Source organism: Deinococcus wulumuqiensis R12 (assembly GCF_011067105.1).
Classification (GTDB): Bacteria; Deinococcota; Deinococci; order Deinococcales; family Deinococcaceae; genus Deinococcus; species Deinococcus wulumuqiensis.
This window is the reverse complement of the sequence record NZ_CP049357.1, coordinates 1122660-1140265: the sequence shown is the minus strand read 5'-3', so window position 1 is coordinate 1140265 and position 17606 is coordinate 1122660. Positions and strand designations below refer to the sequence as shown.

Annotated in this window: 17 protein-coding genes and 1 tRNA gene; 6 read left to right on the top strand and 12 right to left on the bottom strand. The window is 68.3% G+C overall.

Annotation, left to right across the window (positions count from 1 at the left end):
• The first annotated feature begins 76 nt into the window (after window positions 1–76).
• Together G6R31_RS05675 and G6R31_RS05670 are read left to right on the top strand one after the other, a co-directional pair.
• Window positions 77–886 (top strand): ABC transporter permease, encoded by an 810-nt coding sequence (locus G6R31_RS05675; protein WP_017869858.1) that lies wholly within the window; start codon window positions 77–79, stop codon window positions 884–886.
• Window positions 883–1995 carry a polyamine ABC transporter substrate-binding protein gene (locus tag G6R31_RS05670; RefSeq protein WP_017869857.1) on the top strand — a complete coding sequence of 371 codons (1113 nt, stop codon included), beginning with the start codon at window positions 883–885 and terminating at the stop codon, window positions 1993–1995. The genes G6R31_RS05675 and G6R31_RS05670 overlap by 4 nt, the downstream gene beginning before the upstream one ends.
• A 54-nt stretch (window positions 1996–2049) precedes the next feature.
• On the opposite strand, the gene G6R31_RS05665 is transcribed toward G6R31_RS05670, so the two are convergent.
• Complete coding sequence (locus G6R31_RS05665; RefSeq protein WP_051056471.1) at window positions 2050–2733, bottom strand: hypothetical protein; 684 nt, start codon at window positions 2731–2733, stop codon at window positions 2050–2052.
• Window positions 2734–2854: 121 nt separating this feature from the next.
• Here G6R31_RS05665 and G6R31_RS05660 point away from each other — a divergent pair, with 121 nt between their 5' ends.
• Window positions 2855–4090 carry an MFS transporter gene (locus G6R31_RS05660; RefSeq protein ID WP_017869855.1) on the top strand — a complete coding sequence of 412 codons (1236 nt, stop codon included), beginning with the start codon at window positions 2855–2857 and terminating at the stop codon, window positions 4088–4090.
• 28 nt (window positions 4091–4118) lie between these two features.
• Here the strand turns inward: G6R31_RS05660 and G6R31_RS05655 are convergent, their stop codons facing one another.
• Both G6R31_RS05655 and rpsT read right to left on the bottom strand, forming a co-directional pair.
• A complete protein-coding gene (locus G6R31_RS05655; protein WP_017869854.1) occupies window positions 4119–5447 on the bottom strand; it encodes a S41 family peptidase in 1329 nt (442 codons plus the stop codon).
• Between the two features lie 262 nt (window positions 5448–5709).
• Complete coding sequence (gene rpsT / locus G6R31_RS05650; protein ID WP_017869853.1) at window positions 5710–5988, bottom strand: 30S ribosomal protein S20; 279 nt, start codon at window positions 5986–5988, stop codon at window positions 5710–5712.
• 195 nt (window positions 5989–6183) lie between these two features.
• On the opposite strand from rpsT, the gene recX reads away from it, so the two are divergent.
• Both recX and G6R31_RS05640 read left to right on the top strand, forming a co-directional pair.
• Complete coding sequence (recX, locus tag G6R31_RS05645; protein WP_017869852.1) at window positions 6184–6765, top strand: recombination regulator RecX; 582 nt, start codon at window positions 6184–6186, stop codon at window positions 6763–6765.
• Between the two features lie 60 nt (window positions 6766–6825).
• A tRNA-Leu gene (locus G6R31_RS05640) sits at window positions 6826–6908 on the top strand.
• 664 nt (window positions 6909–7572) lie between these two features.
• Here the strand turns inward: G6R31_RS05640 and map are convergent.
• The 9 genes from map to G6R31_RS16770 all read right to left on the bottom strand — a co-directional run bounded on the left by map (window position 7573) and on the right by G6R31_RS16770 (window position 17259).
• Window positions 7573–8334 (bottom strand): type I methionyl aminopeptidase, encoded by a 762-nt coding sequence (gene map / locus G6R31_RS05635; RefSeq protein WP_017872008.1) that lies wholly within the window; start codon window positions 8332–8334, stop codon window positions 7573–7575.
• Between the two features lie 290 nt (window positions 8335–8624).
• Window positions 8625–11927: an AAA family ATPase gene (locus G6R31_RS05630; protein ID WP_017872007.1), complete on the bottom strand. Its 3303-nt coding sequence runs from the start codon at window positions 11925–11927 to the stop codon at window positions 8625–8627.
• An 84-nt stretch (window positions 11928–12011) separates the two neighbouring features.
• Entirely contained in the window at window positions 12012–12560 is a 549-nt protein-coding gene (locus G6R31_RS05625) for a GerMN domain-containing protein (protein WP_017871425.1), read from the bottom strand.
• On the bottom strand, window positions 12557–13990 hold the full coding sequence (locus G6R31_RS05620) for an N-acetylmuramoyl-L-alanine amidase (protein ID WP_017871424.1): 1434 nt from the start codon (window positions 13988–13990) through the stop codon (window positions 12557–12559). Before G6R31_RS05620 ends, G6R31_RS05625 begins: the two co-directional genes overlap by 4 nt.
• On the bottom strand, window positions 13987–14418 hold the full coding sequence (gene smpB / locus G6R31_RS05615) for an SsrA-binding protein SmpB (protein ID WP_017871423.1): 432 nt from the start codon (window positions 14416–14418) through the stop codon (window positions 13987–13989). Before smpB ends, G6R31_RS05620 begins: the two co-directional genes overlap by 4 nt.
• A 105-nt stretch (window positions 14419–14523) precedes the next feature.
• A complete protein-coding gene (locus tag G6R31_RS05610) occupies window positions 14524–15291 on the bottom strand; it encodes an SDR family oxidoreductase (RefSeq protein WP_017871422.1) in 768 nt (255 codons plus the stop codon).
• 69 nt (window positions 15292–15360) lie between these two features.
• Entirely contained in the window at window positions 15361–15609 is a 249-nt protein-coding gene (locus G6R31_RS05605; protein WP_017871421.1) for a hypothetical protein, read from the bottom strand.
• 344 nt (window positions 15610–15953) lie between these two features.
• Window positions 15954–16505: a hypothetical protein gene (locus G6R31_RS05600; protein ID WP_017871420.1), complete on the bottom strand. Its 552-nt coding sequence runs from the start codon at window positions 16503–16505 to the stop codon at window positions 15954–15956.
• Window positions 16506–16605: 100 nt separating this feature from the next.
• Entirely contained in the window at window positions 16606–17259 is a 654-nt protein-coding gene (locus G6R31_RS16770) for a hypothetical protein (protein WP_025567621.1), read from the bottom strand.
• Window positions 17260–17323: 64 nt separating this feature from the next.
• Here G6R31_RS16770 and G6R31_RS05590 point away from each other — a divergent pair, with 64 nt between their 5' ends.
• Window positions 17324–17521: a hypothetical protein gene (locus G6R31_RS05590; RefSeq protein WP_161618020.1), complete on the top strand. Its 198-nt coding sequence runs from the start codon at window positions 17324–17326 to the stop codon at window positions 17519–17521.
• The last annotated feature ends 85 nt before the right edge of the window (window positions 17522–17606 follow it).

The window sequence follows — 17606 nt, the reverse complement described above, 5'->3', positions numbered from 1 at the left end:
CAAAAGCAGCTTTGGCCCAGGCTCAAGCTGGCCTTCTGCCTTCGGCCATCTTCCATCCGCTCTGCCGGAGGCAGCCATGAGGCGCTCCCACCCCCTCCTCTCCGCGTGGGCGTGGCTGACCTACGCCTTCCTGTACCTGCCGATTCTCGTGCTCATCGTCTTTTCGTTCAACGATTCCAAGTTCGGGGCGACGTGGCAGGGCTTCACGACGAAGTGGTACTCGGTGCTGTTCGCCCGCTCGGACGTGCGGGAAGCCGTCACGAACACGCTGCTGGTCGCGCTGAGCAGCACGCTGGTGGCGACTGTGCTGGGCACCCTCATCGGCTTCGGGCTGTGGCGGTACTCGCTGCGCTGGCGCACGCCGCTGACCTTTTTGCTGGTCATGCCGATTGTCATTCCCGACGTGGTGATGGGCGTCATGCTGCTGATGTTCTATGCCCTGGTGCGCGGCGGCATGGAACTGACCGGCTGGACCTTCGAAAACGGCTTCTGGACGGTCATGCTGGCGCACGTCACCTTTCAGATCAGCTACGTGTCGCTCACCGTCCGTTCGCGGCTGGCAGGCTACGGGCAGGATTTGATGGAAGCCGCCGCCGACCTGGGGGCCAACACCTGGCAGGGGTTCCGGCAGGTGATTTTGCCGCTGGCCCTGCCGGGCGTGCTGTCGGGGGCGTTGCTGGCCTTTACGCTGTCGCTGGACGACTTCGTGGTGACGTACTTCACCAGTGGCTCGGGCTTCAAGACGCTGCCGGTGCTGATCTACACCTCGGTCAAGAAGGGCGTGACCCCCGACATCAACGCGCTTTCGGCCCTGCTGGTTCTCGCCACTGTCCTGCTGCTGGTGGCAGGCAACGCGCTGACGCGGCCCCGGCGGGTGGAAAGATGAAACGCCATCTGCCTTCCGCCATCTGCCTGCTGCTGCTGCTCACCGCCTGCCACCGCGTCGAGCCGAAGGACACCGCCGCCGAGGGCAACGGCACCACCACCCCGGCCCCCCAGAGCCGCAACGACGGGCGGACGCTGCGGCTGTTCATGTGGTCGGAATACATTGACCCCGAGGTGGTGCGGGCCTTCGAGAAGCAGAACAATGTGAAGGTCGTCATCGACACCTTCGAGAGCAACGAGGCGATGCTGGCGAAGTTGCAGGGCGGCGGCGCGAGCTATGACCTCGCCACCCCGAGCAACTATGTGATTGCGACCATGTTGCGGGCCAAGCTGCTGCAACCGATGGACAAGGCGCAACTGAAGAACTTCGGCAATGTGGCCGCCGGGTTCGTCGATCCGCCGTTCGACCCCGGCAACACCTACACCGTGCCGTACCAGTTCGCGGCGACGGGACTGGCGTACAACTCCGGTCGTTATACCCCCAAGCAGGAAGACTGGTCGCTGATTTTCGGCCCCGAGGACACGGTCAAATTTGCCCTGCTCGACGACCCCCGCGAAGTCATCGGCGCGGCGCTGAAATACCTGGGCTACTCGGTCAACACGCAGAAAGTCGAGGAACTGCGTGAAGCCCGCAATCTCCTGCGGCGCACGGTGCAGAAGCAGGGTTTCGAGTCCTTTGCGGGCGGGCCGGAAATCCGCAACAAGCTGCTGGCCGGGACCATCGACCTGGGGCAGATTTACGTGGGCGACCTGCTCAGCGGGGCCGCCGAGGACGAGCGCCTCAAGGTCTTTTTGCCGACGCCCGGCACCACCATCTCCACCGACCTGCTCGTGCTGCTGCGCGGCAGCCCGAACCCGGCGCTGGCCCGCAGTTTCGTGGACTTCGTGCTGGACGGGGAAAACAGCGCCGCCATTTCCAACTACACCTACTACGGCAACCCCAACCGCGCCGCGCAGCCGCTGCTCGACCCCTTCCTGAAGTCGCAAAAGGCCTTCAGCCCCACCGACGAGGACTTCCAGGCGGGCCGCGTCGAGTTCATCAACGAACTGCCGCAGGGCCGCGTGCCCAGGCTCTACGACCGCATCTGGACGGAACTCAAGAGCCGGTAGCCGTCAGCAAAAACCGCCCCACTCATTCAAGGTGGGGCGGTTTTTCATGCTCTCTCAGTTCTTGCCGACGCTGCCCGCAAAGAGCTGGGTGTCACGGAAGATAAGTTCGCCAGCTGGAAGGGTGGTCATCTTGTAGGCGGTGACCGCGTTGTCGCCTGCGCCGATGGTTTCTTCGACGGCGTTCCAGCCTGCCTTGAGGTCGAGGTCTGCCGAGATAGGGCAGGTGTCGCTGGGCTTGATGCTCACTTTGGCGTCCTGCTTGGCGAACACGCGCATGGTCTTGACCGAAGCCTCGCCTTCCTTGCCACTGTCGGTCTTGTGGAAGTAGTCGCGGCCATTGTTGACCCCGTGGACGTAGCGCACGGCAAAGAACTGGTTGCCCGCCGGAGCCGTCACCGCCGCCGGGTCGAAGCAGCCGAAGGTTTCGCCCGCGCCTTGCAGGTCCTCGAAGCCGTTCATGGTGGCCGCGTCGGGCAGGGTCAGGGCAAAGCGGCCTTCGGCGTCTACCGGAGCCTTCAGGTCGCGCAGGGCGGGCACATCGCTCTGGGCGAGCGCCTGCACATTCACTGCCGAGGGCAGGTCCTGATTGGGGTCGATGTTGCCCAGGATGATACGGGGGTCGCCTACGGCGGGCTGCTCAGGCTCGGGCTGCGGCGCTTCCCCACCTCCACACGAGGCGAGGAACAAAGCCCCACTCAGGAACGCGGCACCGAGGGTCCAGGTCTTGGATGAAGTCATATCTCGATGCTGCCCGCTCCCCACCCCTGGCGGTCGGCGTTTTCCTTGAGCGGCCCGGCCCACTTTTCTCACCTATCGTCAGAACAGTGCGGGCGAGGCTGGCGGGTGTACCCTCGCCTGCGTGACTGCCGCGCCGCCTGCCCCCGCCCCCACGCCCTTTCGTCTCTCCGCCGCGCAGTTTGGCCTGATTGCCGTCACCACGCTGATGTGGGGCGGGTTTTTTCTGGTGATTCCGCTGGTGACGGTGCATTTCGTGGGCGACCTGAAGTGGGCGGCGGCGAGCGTGGGGCTGGTGCTGGGCCTGCGGCAGCTCACGCAGCAGGGGCTGACGGTGTTCGGGGGCGCCTGGGCCGACCGCCTTGGCCCCAGGCCGCTGATTCTGGCCGGGTGCCTGATTCGCACGCTGGGCTTCGGGTGGATGGGCTTTGCGGGCAGCCTCCCCGAACTGCTCGCGGCGTCGGTGCTGGCAGGCATCGGGGGCGGGCTGTTCGACGCGCCCAAGAGCGCGGCCATCACGGCGGTGACGGCGCCCGAGCACCGGCCCCGGATGTTCAGCCTGATCAGCATCGCCGGAAACCTCGGTATGGTGACCGGGCCTCTGCTGGGGGCGTGGCTCATCGTGTTGGGGTTTCAGCGGGCGTCCCTCATCGCGGCGAGTGCCTACGTCGTCGCCTTCGTGCTGCTCGCGCTGACCCTGCCGCGCCTGAAGCCGGCCCAGGTGCCCGCCGATACGTTTTCCGGCTTGAAAGTCGCGCTGCACGACCGGGTGTTTCGCAATTTCACCCTGGTGCTGTGCGGGTATTTCCTGCTGAGCACGCAGCTCAACGTGGCCGTGACCCTCCGGGCCGTCGAACTCGCGGGGCCGGGGGCGACGGGGCCGCTCTACGGCCTCTCGGCGGGGCTGGCGGTGGTGCTCCAGTACCCGCTGCTGCGATTCACCGAGCGGCACCTGCGGGTGCGAACCGTGCTGGTGGGCGCGGTGCTGACCGTGGCGGTGGCCCTGGGGCTGATGGGGCTGGCGCAGACCTTCGCGCAACTGCTCGCCTGCGTCGCCCTCTACAGCCTGGGCACCATGCTCGTCTTTCCCATGCAGCAGACCCTGACGGCGCGGCTGGCGCCCGAAGGACTGGTGGGCAGCTATTTCGGCTTTTCCGCCATCAGTCTGGGACTGGGCGGCGCCGTGGGCAACTTCGTGGGCGGGGCGCTGGTGGACGCCGGGCACCGTTTGGACTTTCACCTGCTGCCCTGGCTCACGCTGCTGCTGGTGGGGCTGGTGACGGCGGCGGGCCTTACGAGGGTGCTGCGCGAGATTCCCACCCGGGAGCAGATGGAAGCGCGGCAGCGTCAGGCTGGCTAGGGCCTGTCTTGGCTAGCGGTTGTCTCGGCTAGGGTCTGTCTCCGTCCACCGCCAGCGTCGGCGCCGTCGTCAGGGCGTCAAGGCCCGCCCGCAGCAACACGTCGTCGCCCTGACTCAGCAACCGCAGCTCGGCCTCGCTCTCAGGCAGCTGCCGGTCGGGGGTCACGCGCACCGGGTAGGCCTCTCCTCCGGGCTTGACATAGTGCGTGATGGTGAGCTGCAGGGCGGCCTCCTCGCCCACCGGAAAGACGCGGGTGGCCGTGTTGCCCACGCCCGCCGTCTGCTCTCCGATGACCGGGCCGCGCCGGGCATACTGCACCTCGTAGGCGAAAAACTCGCTGCACGACGCGCTGACCTCATTGACCAGCACGGCCAGCGGGCCGGTCCAAAGCTGCGGGTTGCGGACGCTGCCACGCAGTTGTCCGTCTTCCAGGCGCCTGCCGCGCTGCACGGTGGTGCGGCTCTGGCCGTCCGCGCTCTGGGCCACCCGCGTGAAGGTGGGCACGAACGCCCCCACCGCGCTGTCGCACTCATTGAGGCTGCCGCCCGTGTTGCCGCGCAGGTCCACGACGATGCCCCGCGCCCCTGCCTTTCGCGCCTGTCCCACCAGGTCATGAACGCGCTGCCCCACGCCGCCCCCGGTCAGAAAGGTCGGAATGCGGATGAGGGCCACGTCGCCCTGCGGCCCCACGTAGCTCAGGCGCGGCAGGTCGCGGGTGCTGCTCTCACGGGCCTGCAAGGTGAGGTCCAGCAGTTGCCCTTGCCGCTCCAGCCCCAGCCGAATCGGGCGCCCCTCACGCCGCGCGGTCTGAAGGTCGGTGTACAGGTAAGGCTTGCCGTCAATGGTGCGCAGCACGTCCCCGCGCCGCAGTCCGGCGGTCTCGGCAGCCCCCTGCGGCACCACCTCGAGGACCAGCCGGTTTTCGCCGTCGAGCGGCGCGAGTTTGACCCCGAACTGCTGGCGGCTGCCGCCCGTGGCACTGGTCACGAAGTCCCGGTAGTCCTCGGGCGTCTGGAAAAAGCTGTGTTCGTCGCCCAGCGCCGTCAGCTCGGCTTCGAGCACCGGGTACGCCTTTTCCTCGGAACAGGTCCGGGGCTGCGGCGCACATACCGCGTTCAGCCGCTCCTGGTACTCGCGGGTGAGTGCCTGGCGGTCTGTCTTGGACAGGCCCCCGTAACGCTCGACAAGCAGGTCGTTGACCTCGTCGAATATCCGCTGGGCCGGGGCGGTGGCCGCCAGCGCCGGGGCAGAGGCCGTTCCCTGGGCGTGGGCGGGCGCCACCAGAGACGCGGTAGGTACGGCCAGCGCGACGAGCAGGCCCAGACGGGTCAGGGAACGCAGGGGGGCGGGTTGCATGGTACGCCCCATTCTGCGCGGCCCAGATGGGAAGAAGGTGGGACGCGAAGGCTGGCCGGGTCACATTCCAGGCAACAAAAACCCGCCCCCCGGGTGGGGAGGCGGGCCGGTCCCTGAAACCGGGGCTTATACGGATTCCGATTGAATCCAGAAATCTGCTGGATTCAATCCGACTGAAAGGAGTAGGAAAAGATACGGATTTCGCGATATGGATGCACAGGCGGTGTAGTTCCGACTGTGCAGGAATTTAGCGGAATCCGTATTACGCCTGCTGCGCGGCCTTGGCCTTGTTGATGGCCTTGGCGAGGCGGCTCTTCTTGCGGGCGGCGGCGTTCTTGTGCAGGGTGCTGCCCTTGGCGGCCTTGTCGATCAGGCTCTCGGCACGCTGCTGCAGGGCGGCGGCGTCCTCGGCAGCGCCCTGTGCGGCGGCGACGGCCTTCTTGCTGAAGGTCTTGATGGTGCTCTTCTTGGCGCGGTTCAGGGCGCGGCGCTTGAGGCTCTGACGGTGACGCTTCTGGGCGGACTTGTGACGCAAGGCCATGGTTGACTCTCCTTTTTCTCCCGCTCTTGCGGGGCGGTTCCCTGCGGGGAACACGAGCGTCCGACGCTGACTTCTGCCAGGTGGCGCGTCCGGCGACGCTGTCACGTCGGGCCGGAGCTGCCCACCACTGGAGGTAGGCAACTTTGCCAGTATGCGTGACAGTGCCCAGCGGGGTCAAGCGTCATACTGCCTGCCATGTACCGCCCCCGCCGCCAGCCGTCCCTCCCCGCACCGGACGCGGAGGCCGAAGCCAGGCCCCGCCGCCCCAAGACCCGCGAGGAGCAGCGCGAGGCCCTGCTCGCCTACGCTTTCCGGGCGCTGGGTGCCCGCGCCGTCACCGAGGCCGAGTTGCGCGGCAAACTGGAGCGGCGTTCGGAAGACCCCGAACTGATTGAGGACGTGCTCCGGCGCGTGCAGGAACTCGGTTACCAGAACGACGCGGAGGTCGCCCGCGCCGAAAACAAGCGCCGGGGTGTGGGCGGCATGCGGGTGCGCCAGACCCTGCGCCGCCGGGGGGTGGGGGCCGAACTCATCGAAGAGACCCTCCAGGCCCGCGACCCCGAGCAGGAGCAGCAGCAGGCCACCGAACTGCTTCTCAGGCGCTGGCCCGCCCTGAGCCGCAAGCGTGACCCCAGGGCCAGTGCCTACGCCTTTCTCGCCCGGCGCGGTTTCGGCGGCAACGTGATCTGGCCGGCCATCCGGGAAGTGGCCGAGCTGTTTCCACCAGACGAAACGGAAGACGAGCAGGGGGCCGGGCGCGGGGCCAGCCCCCGTTGACCCGGCCCCGGCCCTGCGTTACCATCCGCTACGCTGCCCAAGCGCAGTGCAGCGCTCCGCGCCGATATGGCGGAATTGGTAGACGCACTCGACTCAAAATCGAGCGGGAAACCGTAAGGGTTCGAGTCCCTTTATCGGCACCACAGAGAAATCCCCTGTCCTGTACGGGGGATTTTGTTTTCTTTTTGAACGGCTTCGTGGGTCATGACACGGACTTCCGTCTGATGGCGCTGCCCACACTTCGGCTGGCTTTTCGGGTATAGGAACCCGGCGCTCTGTTCCTCGCTTTTCCCCAGCACTCGGCGCAGTTGCACGGCTCGGTTGAGGCGGCCTGCGTCGTAGTGAGTCTGCGTGGTTGCCTGGAAAAGGCCCCCGGCATGGGGAGATGTTGGGCGCCGGCTCATGGGCTACCCTCATCCCGAAAGGGTGATGATGACGGTAGACCTGATACGGATTCACCTCGGGTGCGGCGGCAAATGAGTGTTCAACCGAGGCGCAAACCATGTTGTGGGGGACCTTTTGCTCGGCGCTGTGGAAAGCGATCGGAAGTGAAATCCATCCGGCGAGGGGGGAAATCCACGCGATGACGAGGGCAGGACTGGAAGGCGGAGACCGCTCCCGCGCTCTGCACGGCATTTTTACCTTCCCACTACCGCGAATCTCGCCGCACCCGAGGTGATTCCGATTGAATCTGGTCGTTTCAGATTCAATCGGAATCCGTATTACAAGTGTCGCACTCGCCTCTCCCCACCCACCGGGCGGGTTTGGTGGCGGCGTAAGCCGTGTCAGGCTGGACGCCGGCCCGAATCAGAGGGTCAGCACGTCATAGCCCCGGGGAGTCACGACCAGCGTGTGCTCGAACTGGGCGCTCGGCTGCTTGTCCGCCGTAATGACCGTCCAGCCGTCTTCGAGCAGCCGCGTTTCGGGCGTCCCGAGGTTGATCATCGGTTCGATGGTAAAGACCATGCCCGGCTGCAGCTTCAGGCCCGTGTAGCGCACGCCCTTGTGCCGCACGGTGGGTTCCTCGTGCAGCCGCTTGCCGATGCCGTGCCCGGTGTATTCCTCGACCACGCCGTAGCCGCGCCCTTCCGCGAGGCTCTGAATGGCGTAACCGATGTCGCCCAGCCGCGCTCCGGGCCGCACCACGTCCAGCGCCGCGTTCAGGCAGTCGCGGGTGGTGTCCACCAGCCGGCGCACCTCTTCGCTGACGGTGCCGACGGTGTAGGTCGTGCAGGCGTCGCCGTAGTACCCGTCCAGCAGCACGCCGATGTCCATGCCCAGGATGTCGCCTTCTTTCAGCTCACGTCCGTCGGGAATCCCGTGACAGATCACCTCGTTCACGCTGGCGCAGATGGTGCCGGGAAAGGGATTGTGGCGCGGGCCGTAGCCCAGGTAGGCGGGTTTGGCCCCCTTGCTGCGAATAAATTCCTCGGCCCGCCGGTCGAGTTCCTTGAGGGTCACGCCGGGTTTGACATACGGCTCAAGCACCCGGAAGGTCTCGGCCACCAGACCCCCGGCGCGGCGCATGATTTCGATTTCACGGGCAGACTTCAGCGGGATGCGGCTCATAACGTCCGAGCCTAACACGCCTCCCGTAGTCCAAAAGCCACCTGCCGACCGTTGGTACGTCCTCTGATACGGATTCCGCTTAATTCCTGCACAGTCGGGAAAGCGCCGCCTGTGCATCCATATCGCGGAATCCGTATTTTTTCCTACTCGCATCCGCTCGGATTGAATCTGAAACGACCAGATTCAATCGGAATCCGTATGATTGAATCTCCCGGCAGGGGAGAGGAAATCCGACTGGAAGGAAGAGCGTATACGTTTCCTGCGGTGGGCGTTGGCCCTGAAGTCCTGGCCTACTCCCGCTCCTGCTTGATGCTCAGCACCCGGCTCGCCCCGGTCTGGTCGGTGGTCACGCCCCACAGGGCGGTCGCCACTTCCATCGTCGCCTTCTGGTGGGTGACGAGCAGAAACTGGGTGCCACGTTCGGCAAAGCGCGTCAGGAAGGCGGTAAAGCGGCGAATGTTCGCCTCGTCAAGCGGCGCGTCCACCTCGTCGAGCACGGCCAGCGGCAGGCCGCCCATCCCTTCTTCGCCTCCCGCGTGGTTCAGGGCGAACAGAAAGCCCAGCCCCGCCATCGTCCGCTCGCCTGCCGAGAGCAGGGTCATGGAGCGGGTGCGCTTGCCTCTGGGCTGCACGGCGAGTCGCAGTCCGATGAGGTGGCCCGCGTCGTCCTGCTCGGGTTCGAGTTCGCCCACGCCGCCGAGAAGTTCGGCGCTGTACTTGCGGAAGGCAGCATTCACCCGGTCAAAGGCCTGCCGGGTGGCCCCGCGCTCGGCGTGTTCGAGTTCGCTCAGGTGGGCGCGGAGTTCGGCGGCGGCGGCCTGGGCGTCGGCGGCCTCGCGGCGCTGGGCCTCCAGCACCTCGACTTCGGCGCGGTGGTCGGCCTCGGCGCGGGCATTGACGGGGCCGATTCGGTCCAGTTCGGCGCGGGCGCGGGAGAGTTCGCTGGCCCAGTCCTTCGGGGTGCCGGGCGGTGAGCAGCCGTCGGGCACGGGTTCGGCGCTGCCCTCGCGCCGGGCAATCAGCACGCGCAGGTCGTCCAGCCGCGCCCGGACCCGGTTCTGCTCGCCGATGAGGTTGGCGTAGGCGAGCGCGGCGGCCTCGCGCTCGGCTTCGGCGCGGGGGAATTCCTGCTCGTCCAGCGTGCCGAGGGCGGCTTCGCGGCGGGCGACCTCGGCGGCGGCGCTGTCCAGCCCCCCCTGCTGCGCGGCGGCGGCCTCGGCGTTGATCCGCAGGCGCTCACGCAGGGCGGCGGCGCGGGTCTGCGCGGCGCGGTAGGTGGTCCAGGCGGCCTCAAGCTCGCGGGCCAGCGCCAGGGCTTCCAGCGCTTCACGCTCGGCGGCGCGGCCCGTTTCGGCCTGCTGCCGGGCGGTCCAGACCTGGGCTTCGAGTTCGGCGGGGTCGGCGGTTTCTTCGGCGGGAACAGGCGAGCGGGCGGCGTCGCGTTCCAGCCGGGCCGCGAGTTCGTCGCGGTGGGCACGCAGGCTGCGGGTCTGGGCCGACAGTTCGGTGACGCGCTTTTCGGCCTCGCGTTCGGCCCGCAGGGTTTCGTCACGCAGCCGCAGCAGGCTGTCCCATCCGGCATCGGGCGCCTGCCCCTCCAGTTCGCCCAGTTGCTTTTGAAAGGTGGCCGCCTGCCGCTCGGCCTGTTCCAGTTCCTCGTCGAGTTCCTGAAACCGGCGCTGGTCGGCGAGGACGGCGCCGCCGCTGTCGCGCAGGCGTCCCCCGGTGATGGCTCCGCCGGGTTCGACCACTTCGCCCCCCAGCGTCACGAGGCGCGGGCGGCTCTGGTGGGTGCGGGCCAGCCGGTTGGCGGTGGTCAGGTCCTGCACCAGCAGCGTGTCGGCCAGCACCGCCTCGCCCACCAGCGGCGGGTCGGTGGGGCAGAGGTCGGCGAGGTTGCCGACGACCCCGGCCTCGCGCAGCAGCGGGCCGTCGCGCCGGGGCCGGGGCCGAATCAGGTCGAGCGGCAAAAAAGTGGCGCGGCCCCCCACACGCTTGAGTTCCTCGATAATGTCGCGGGCGTCCTTGCCAGTGTGGACGACCACCTGTTCCAGCCGCCGCCCGAGGGCCGCCGTAATCGCCGTTTCGTACTCGGCAGGCACGGTCAGCACGTCCGCCACGCTGCCCACGATGCCGGGGTGGTCCTGCCGCAGCGCGTTGCGCGCGCCTTCGCCGTAGCGGGCGTAGGAGTTGAGCGCCGTTTCCAGCCGCTCACGTTCGCGCCGCAGTGGAGCGAGCGCCGCCGACACCCGGGCGAGTTCGGCGTGGAGGTGACTGGCCCTGGCCTGCGCCGCCTCGCGCTGCTCGGCCTGGGTGCGGTAACGGGTTTCGGCGTCCTGGCGGGCGGCAGTGGCGGCGGTCAGCGCTTCCTGGGCGCCGTCCAGTCGGGACTGGGCCGTCTCCAGATTGCCCCCGGCGCGTTCCAACTCGGCCCGCAACGTGGTCAGGCTCGCGTCGCTGCGGGCGTGGGCTTCGGCAGCGCGGGCGGCCCCCTCACGGGCGCGGGTCAGGTCGGCGTCCAGGCGGCGGGCCTCGCGCTCGGCGGCCTCGGCTTCGGCGCGGCGGGCAGCGGCGTCGGCCTGGAGCGCGGCCAGGTCGGGGGCGGCCTCGGCAGGCGCAGTCTGCGGCAGCGCGGCCAGGTCACGTTCCAGGCCCTCGCGTTCCTGCGTCAGGTGCTGGCGGTAGCGCTCGGCCTGGTCGCGGGCTTCGCGGGCGGCGCGGAGGGTGTCGAGCGCCCCGGCGTAGGCGTCGCGGCGGGCGCGGGCTTCCTGCGCGGCTTCGCGGGCCTGCTCCACCCGGGCGGCGGCAGCGGTGACTTCACGGGCAAGCGCCGCCGAGCGGGTGTCCAGGGTGTCCGCCTCGGCCCGCGCCCCGGCGATGTCACGCAGCAGGGCGAGCTGCTTTTCCCGCGCCAGGGCGTCTTCCAGCAGCCGGGCACGCGCACTCAGGCGGCGATGCTGCTCGGCGTCCTGTGCGGCGCGGGCGAGGCGGGAGAGCGCCGCTTCGCGCTCACCCAGCAGCAGGTGCAGCCCCTCCAGGTGGGCGTCGGCGTCTTTGAGCCGCGCTTCGGTGTCTTGCCGGGTCGACACGGCGCGCGAGAGGCCCGCAGCTTCCTGCAGGTAGCCGAGCAGGGTCCTCCCCTCGGCCTGCACCACCCCGCTGACCTCGCCCTGCCCGATGACCGCCAGTCCCCCCGGTCCCAGCCCGGTGCCGCGCAGCGCCGCCTGAATGTCCCTGGCCCGCACCGCCCGCCCGCCGAGGTCCTGTTCGCCGGTGCCGTCGCGGTAAATGCGGCGGGTGACGTTGAGCCGCTCGCCCGCCGGGGTCTGAAGCTCAAGTTGCACCTCGGCCAGCCCCAGCGGCGCCTTGCCGCCCGAGCCGTGAAAAATCAGCTCCGAGCCGCGTCCGGCCCGCAGTTCCCGCGCCCGCGCCCCGTGTGTGGCCCAGCGGATGGCTTCCACCACGTTGCTTTTGCCGCTGCCGTTGGGACCGATGACCGCGCAGACGCCGCCCGCCCCGCTCGACGGCGAAAATTCCAGGCGGGTGCGGTCAGCAAAGGATTTGAACCCCTGAAGGGTGATGGCATGAATCATGGTGAGTGGTGGGGGGAGGGTGGAGGGGGGAGAGGAGGCGGGCGCTCTTGACCCTTCCCCCTTCACCCTCAGCGCCCCCGGGCCTCAGTCCGCGCAGTCCGCCCGGGTAAAGGCCCGGCGCAGGTCGATGTGACCCAGGGTGTCCACCGCCTTGCCGTTCAGGAGAAAGGTCACGTCGTCGCCGCCGCGCTCCAGCAGCGTGCGGGTCATGGTGCACAGCAGCATGCGCTCGCCGGAGCTGCCGTAGTTCAGCTTGGCGTAGGCGGGCAGCAGGTCCACGTAGTAGTGCTTGCCGCGCACGTAGACGCGCGGGGCGGCGGTTCCGGCAGGCACCACGGCGAGCGCCTCACCCTGCTGCGGCCCCTGTGCCCAGGCGTTGAGCGCGGCCTGCGCCAGACTGGTGGGGTTTTCTTCCACCACCTGCACGGTGCGGCTGACCGCCTTCATGGTCCTGACCTGCTGGTCGGAGTAGTAGACCTTGAGCTTGACGCCGTGGCGCTCGAGCAGTTCCAGCTTGGGCAGCGTGGGCAGGTCGGCGGGGCGCTGCACGACCTGATAGGCGTAGGCGGCGGCGGCCAGCGCCAGCAGCGAGAGGACGTTGAAAAGAGAGAGCAGGCGCCGGGTCACGCTCACGGCTGCCCCCCGGCGCGGGTCAGGCCACCGGTCAGGATGGTCTGCGTGATGCTGGCGCTGCTGCTCGCCTGCGAGGCGTTGGCGGCGCGGGCGGTCAGGTAGTTCGCCACGCTGCGGGCCACCGCCACCGACAGCGCCTGCAAGCGGGCCTCGGTGGCGAGGTTGGCGCGGTCCTGGGCGCTCCCGGTCCAGCCGAGTTCGAGCAGCAGCGCGGCCTGCGGCGCCTCGCTCAGGGTCAGCATCCGGCGCAGGGTGTCCTGCTCGGCGGTGACGCCCCCGCTCCTGAGTTCGCCGCGCAGCAGTTCGCTCAGGCGGCGGCTGCCCCCGGTGTCGCTGATGACCAGCGGGCTGTAGGGCGCCGCCTGCCCCCCGCGCACTGCATTAATGAGCTTGGAGGGACTGCTGCCGCTGCCCTCGTAGACGGTCACGCCGCCCCGGGAGGTCTGGGTGAAGCGGCCCATGTCGAGCGCGAGGTACACGTCGCTTTGCCGGGCAAGTTGCAGTTTCTGGTTTTGCCCCAGGGCAGTGCCCTGGTCACGGGTCATGCGCACCTGCCAGCCCGCCTTGGACAGCAGCTCCGCCGAGCGGCGGGCGACTTCGAGCGTCACGTCGCGGCCCATGTCCTGAACCCGCGTGGGGTCGAGGACGATCAGCGGCTTGCCCACCCGTTCGAGCACCGCCGGAAAGTCCTGCGGAATGCCGGGGCCGGCGTCGGCCACGATCCGGGTGCCGCCGGAGCGCACCACTGGGTAGACGCGGTAGCCGCTGTTTTGCGGCAGGGTAAAACTCACGATGAGGTCCGACGCCTGCTGCTTCACCTCGGCGCTGGGAATAAAGGCGCCCCGGGTGGTGTAGCGCTGCGCCTTGCCCGTCGTGTTTTTCAGGATGATGCGGACCTGGGCGCCGCGCAGCTCGACCTTGGCGGTCACGTCGCGGTTGAGGTCGAGCACCAGCCGGTCACTCGCGCTGCCCGCGCGGCTGCTCACGCTCTGGAGCTGCGGGGCGGCCAGCTTGAAGTTGCCGGGGCGGTATTCGGCCCCCAGCCCGCGCGCCAGCGTGTCGAGCGGAAAGTGAACCACGCCGTTGACCCAGGTCGCCGTCCGCGCCTTGACGCGCTCGGTGTCGAGCTGCACGGTGTTGAAGTCGGTGGTGGCCCGCACCTGGTCGGTGTCGATGGGCAGCAGCATGGTGTGTCCCATGCCGATGACCCGCATCACGTCGCCCTGACGCTCGATGTCGAGCAGACCTTCGAGCGCCGCGCGGCTGGCGTACTCGGCGCCGTAGAGGTTGACGCTCTGCACTTCCTTGCCTGCGAGGTTGAGTTTGCCGAGGGTGATCTGTGCCCCGGCAAGCCCGGCGGCAAGCAGCCCCGCCGAGAGCAGCAGGGGCCGCGCCCAGCGGCGCTGACCGCAAAGAGGGGATGGGTTCATAGTTCGCGCAGCTCCCGTGCGACTGTGCGCTCGGCGTCGGCGCGGCGCTTGTCGTGGAGTTTCTTGCCCCGGGCCAGGGCGACTTCGACCTTGAAAAAGCGGCCTTTCTGGTACAGGCGGGTCGGCACCAGCGTCAGGCCCTTTTGCTCCAGCCCCCGGCGCAGCTTCTCGATTTCCTCACGCCGGAGCAGCAGGCGGCGCTTTCGCCGAGGCTCGTGGTTGTTGTAGGTGGCTTCCTTGTACACGGGAATGTACAGCCCTTCGAGGTCCACGTCCGAGCCGTTGAGGCGGGCGAAAGCGTCACGGAAATCCACGCCCCCCGCCCGCACGCTCTTGACCTCGCTGCCCGTCAGACTGATGCCCGCCTCGAACCGCTCCAGCAGTTCGTATTCATGGTGGGCGCGGCGGTTGGTATACACGCGGGGCATTATGGCAGATGGCTGAAGGCAGAAGGCTTATGGCGGATGGCTGAAGGCTCATGGCAGATGGCAAAAGGCAGATGGCTTTTTTGCTCTCTGCCATCTGCCTTCTGCTTACTTTTTCGGCTTCCTGTCCGGGCGGCTCGGGCGCACTTCCACACGGCTGGGCAGCGTGCGGGCGGGCATCTTCAGGAGGTCCACCGTGAGCTGCGCGAGGTCCTCGGGCTGAATCTTCCAGAAGTCGTCCTCGTTCGGGGTGTGGTCGTTGAAATGGGTCGCCACGCTGCCAGGCATGATCTGCGTGGTCTTGATGTCGTACTTGCGCAGGTCGAGGTTGACGACTTCGCTCAGACCGTTGAGGCCGAACTTGCTGGCGTTGTAGGCGCTGCCGCCCTCGAAGGGGTTTTTACCGGCGAGGCTGGAGAGGGTGAAGATGTACCCGCCCCGCTCCTTCATGGCCGGAATCGCCGCCTTGATGGTGTAGAAGGCGCCCGACAGGTTGGTGTCGATCACGTCCTGCCACTGCTCGATGCTGAGCTGCTCGATGTTGGCGAAGTGCCCGACGCCCGCGTTGACGAACAGCACGTCCAGCCCACCGAAGGCGGCAACGTGGGCGTCCACCTCGCGCTGCACGGCGGCGGCGTCCTTCACGTCACAGACCACGCCGCGCACGTGTTCGCCGATGTTCTTCGCCGTCTGCTCGATTTCGTCCTGCTTGCGGCTGGTGATGGTCACGCGGTAGCCCTCGGCGGCCAGGGCCTGCGCCACGGCGTACCCGATGCCCTTGCTCGCCCCCGTCACGAAGGCCGATTTCCCGGCCCCGAACGCGCCTGCGCCGGACGTGTCGCTCTGCTTTTCAAACTGCTTTGCTTCCTGAGTCATGCGCCGAGGCTAACACGGCGGCTGGTCGGGGGCAGAGCACCTTTAAGGGGAAATGAGCGGGACGGGCATTCAGTACGGCGAGGGCAGGTCCGCCGCGTGACGCCGCCACGACGACACGGCGATGGAGAGCGCGCTGAGCAGCAGCCCGGCCAAGGCCAGTGCAGCGGCAGACCACAGCGGCCAGTCCAGCAGCCACCCCGCGAGACCACCGAGTAATGCGAACAGCAGCGGCCAGGGCCAGCGTTTGAGCAGGCTGATGCGCACGCAGCGGCGCAGGTAAGCCGTGCGGGAAGGGGTGGGAGGGGAGACTGAACCCATACAAGCCGCTCCTGGGGTGCCGTGTGAGAAGTCGGGAAGCTTGCAGATAGTTTCTCCCGGTCCTGTGAAGGGGATGCCATACGGATTCCGCTTAATTCCTGCACAGTCGGGAAAGCGCCGCCTGTGCATCCATATCGCAGAATCCGTATTTTTTCCTACTCGCATCCGCTCGGATTGAATCTGGTCGTTTCAGATTCAATCGGGATCCGTATCAGAAGCAGCCCGGATGAACCCGTGTCGAAACCACGCTGAACTCCGACGAAAGGGGAGAAAAAGTTGCCTCGGCCCGGGTCCAGCCCTCAGAACGAGGTGCTGAGCCTGGGCCGGGACAGGACCGGGGGCGTTCAGGGGAGACGCTTGGCGAGCACGTCGAAGGCGTAGTTGGCGGCCTCGGCGCCCTGTTGCCAGAGGGTGAGCAGGCCGAAGCTCTCGCTCAGCGACGCCTTGTTGCCGCTGGGCAGGTCGAGGTCGAGCCGCACCGTCAGCTTGGCCCAGGGCACCAGGGCGCTGGGCGCAACGATGGCCGGGGTGACCCGGACCGCGCCAGGGGTGCCGACCGGCACGAAGGTCGCCTGGGGATAACGCCGCTTGAGCGCCCCCTCCGAATCGCGCCGCAGGGCGCTGACGATGCCGCTGCGCTGCTCGGCACTCACCAGCGCCGCGTTGCCTTCCCACACCGGCTCCGCGATGGCGTAGCTCGCGCTGCCGAGGGTCTGCGGGTTCCACTCGGCGGCGCTGGGCACGCCGGGTTTGCTCTGGCCCGGTGCCTGCTGCGCCGCCGAAGCCGGGGCAGCGGGGGTGGCCGGGGTCACCGGCTGAGCGAAAGCAGCGCCGAGCAGCAGCGCGGCCAGGACCGGGGTCTGGGAATAGTTGAAGGTCTGGGAGAACTTGAACATGGCGGCAGTGGACCACACCTTTTCTGACGCCTTATGAAAAGGCCCTGAGCCGGGGCGTGTGCTTGCCACCCGCAGTTCATCTGGCCCCGCCTCCCAGGGTTCAGGAGGGGGGACGCGGATTGTCGGTGGTGGAGTCGTCCGGGGCGAGGGGTTCGCTGGGTGCGGGCGCTTTCTCGCCGGGCGTGGGGACTTCGCCCTCCGGTGGCATGGGGCTGACCTGCGGGGCGGCGGTGATGACCAGGGTGCGGTCGGCGCGTTCGCTGTCTATGGTTTCGCTGACTGCGGTTTCGCTAACTGCGGTTTCGGTGGTCGGGGTTCCGGCGCTCAGGGATTCAGCCGCAGGGACTTCGGCAGCGGCCACTGGGGAGGGTGCTACCACCGCTCGCTTGCCCCGCAGCCAGCGGGGGCTGCGGGCCGCAGCGGGGGGCGGCGCGGGGGCACCGGCTGGCCCTGTTCCGAACGGGCCTGGGGTGGGCACCGGCTGACCAGGGACCGGCTGACCAGGGACCGGCTGGCTGGGCACTGGTTGGCCGGGCACTGGTTGGCCGGGCCGCCACGCGCTCGCCACGAAGTAGCTCACGCCGCCCGCGCCCGCGCCGAGCACCAGAAAAATCAGCAGCCGCCCCAGCACGCCCGCCGCGCCGGTCAGCAGGGCGCCGAGGGCGACCAGCACCTGCCCGGCGGCCCACAAGGCCGCGAGCGCCGCCGCGCACAGCAGCAGCACGCCCAGAACGAAGAGCAGCACTCGCGACATGCCACGAGGATAGGCGAAATCCTCCGCCGGGCGGGGCCGCTCGCCGGGCTGTTATGCTGGCGGCATGGCTTCACGTCATTCTGTTTGGGATTCGGTGGGGGATGGCCGCTGGGCGCGTCCCCGGCGCCGGTCGCGGGGCGGAGCGTTCTGGCTGCTGCTGATTCTAGCGGTAGGCGCACTCGGCGGCATCGCTGTGGCGTCGCGCTACCTGCACGCGCAGGACCGTCAGGCCGAAGACCCCGACGCGCCGCTGTTCATCTGACCGCCCGGCCAGGGAGGCTGGACGGGGGAGGATGGGAAGAAAGTGAGCCTGCGGCGTCACCCCCTCATCTTCTGGCCCCTACAAT